Genomic DNA, 1,734 nt, shown 5'->3' with positions numbered 1-1,734 from the left:
TGTCAAAGGGGAGAAATCCCCTTACGATGGCGACTTAACGTACTGGAGTGAACGTAACAGTAAACTCTATGACGGTGCGACCTCTAGAGTCCTAAAACGACAAAACCATTCCTGTACTTAGGTTGTGGATACAAGATGACCTCTGAGGAACAGGTTCACCTGCATCATAAAGATGGAAATCACCACAACTGGAAAGCGACAAATCTGGAGGCTCTACACGAGTCCTGCCATAATTACGCACACAGGAGCAAAGGCACAGCCTGATTGAATCGGGAGCCGTGTGCGGGAAAACTTGCACGCACGGATCTAACTGGGAGGAGAGGGAGATCATACTCCCCCTCGACCCAACCACAATTTTTGAGGCAGAAGCTGAAACCCGCATTCTACCGTTGTAGATAGCTTCATTGAGAAGGCTGAAACCCGCACTCCATCGTTAGCGATTCAAAATTGTCCGGACTGTTGAACTATCAACACTTTACTTAAATCACTAAATAAGTCTGAGTTTGCAATTAGATTAAAACGCTGGGCAGGTCACTGGACAAGTAGCCACATTGAATATGAACTAGATGAACATGAAAATCGTGTTTATCGTGACGAGCAAGAAGCACAAATACTTGCACAAGAGGTTATTAATAATCCATCCCTTTTAACAAAAGGGCTTTTGGACTGGCTTTGTTCAGCAGAAGCTCAAGAGGCGTATAAGTTTTGCTTTTGGCTTGGCAAATTGGATCTTGAGCAAGGATGGCTGGCAGAGATTGAACAAATTGGTATCGGACAGGATGGCAGTCATGTTTTTTTAGCATATTGTGGTGGTCTAAGCCAGATTAAGCGGCAATTCGTTAGTGATTACTTAGACAAAGTTACGCAGCAAGGTGAGGTTAGATCTGAGGCGATAGTTACTGCTACGCAAAGGCTTGGAGGTGACCTTCAAGGGGTCAATCGTGTGGTGAGATTAATTCGAGATGAACGAGTTGACCCCAAATTCGTTGAACATGTGCTTGAGTGGGGTAAATGGCTTGCATCTCTTAATTCAGATGATTACTTGTATTTACTCGAAGCTATTGCAGGTTCAGATTTGGATAATGCAGCAGCAGTTGTTAAATCTCTCTGGATGTGGTTACACCTCGAAAAACCAATTGAAGGAAGACTTGCTGAGTTTGCTTGGAATTGTTTAGAGATGAGCAATGCAGAGCCTCAAGATTACCATCGTTTTGACCAACTTGCTGGGAGTGTAAATTAGTTTGTGTCAGAGGTCAAAACACGATCTAATGAACCCATCACCAGAGACACAAACTCATGACCTTTCGACCTGAATTAATTGACGAACTCCTCAAAGAATATCGCAACCCTGAAGATCTCATGGGTGAAGGCGGCATTTTTAAGCAACTGACCAAAGCTTTGATCGAACGCTGCCTCACCGCAGAACTCAATACCCATCTGCAACAAGAGCAACTCGAACCCGTCCCTGCCTCTCCTAAGAATCGCCGCAATGGACATAGCCAGAAAACCATCAAGGGTGAGTTTGGCGAAGCTGAAATCGCTATCCCCCGAGATCGTCATGGTGAATTTGAACCCATCCTGATTGCCAAGGGTCAAACTCGTTTCAACGGCTTCGACGATATAGCGGTTTTCAGTTCAATTAAGTACAATAACAGCGGTAGGTAAACCACCCCTCAATATCTTTTAAGGTCACAGCCTTGAGGGCATCCGTAATTCCTTGATCTAGGGCTTCAC

Annotated in this window: 1 protein-coding gene and 1 pseudogene; both read left to right on the top strand. The window is 44.7% G+C overall.

The genetic code is table 11. The features are described from left to right. The first annotated feature begins 661 nt into the window (after positions 1–661). Positions 662–1,240 carry a hypothetical protein gene (locus BRW63_RS26945; RefSeq protein WP_073075374.1) on the top strand — a complete coding sequence of 193 codons (579 nt, stop codon included), beginning with the start codon at positions 662–664 and terminating at the stop codon, positions 1,238–1,240. Between the two features lie 56 nt (positions 1,241–1,296). Further along, positions 1,297–1,620, top strand: a pseudogene (locus tag BRW63_RS26940) (transposase); the annotation flags it as partial. Between the last annotated feature and the right edge of the window lie 114 nt (positions 1,621–1,734).

This window comes from Phormidesmis priestleyi ULC007, from assembly GCF_001895925.1.
Classification (GTDB): Bacteria; Cyanobacteriota; Cyanobacteriia; order Leptolyngbyales; family Leptolyngbyaceae; genus Phormidesmis_A; species Phormidesmis_A priestleyi_A.
The sequence above is the reverse complement of the archived record's forward strand: the minus strand, read 5'-3'. Positions and strand labels throughout refer to the sequence as shown.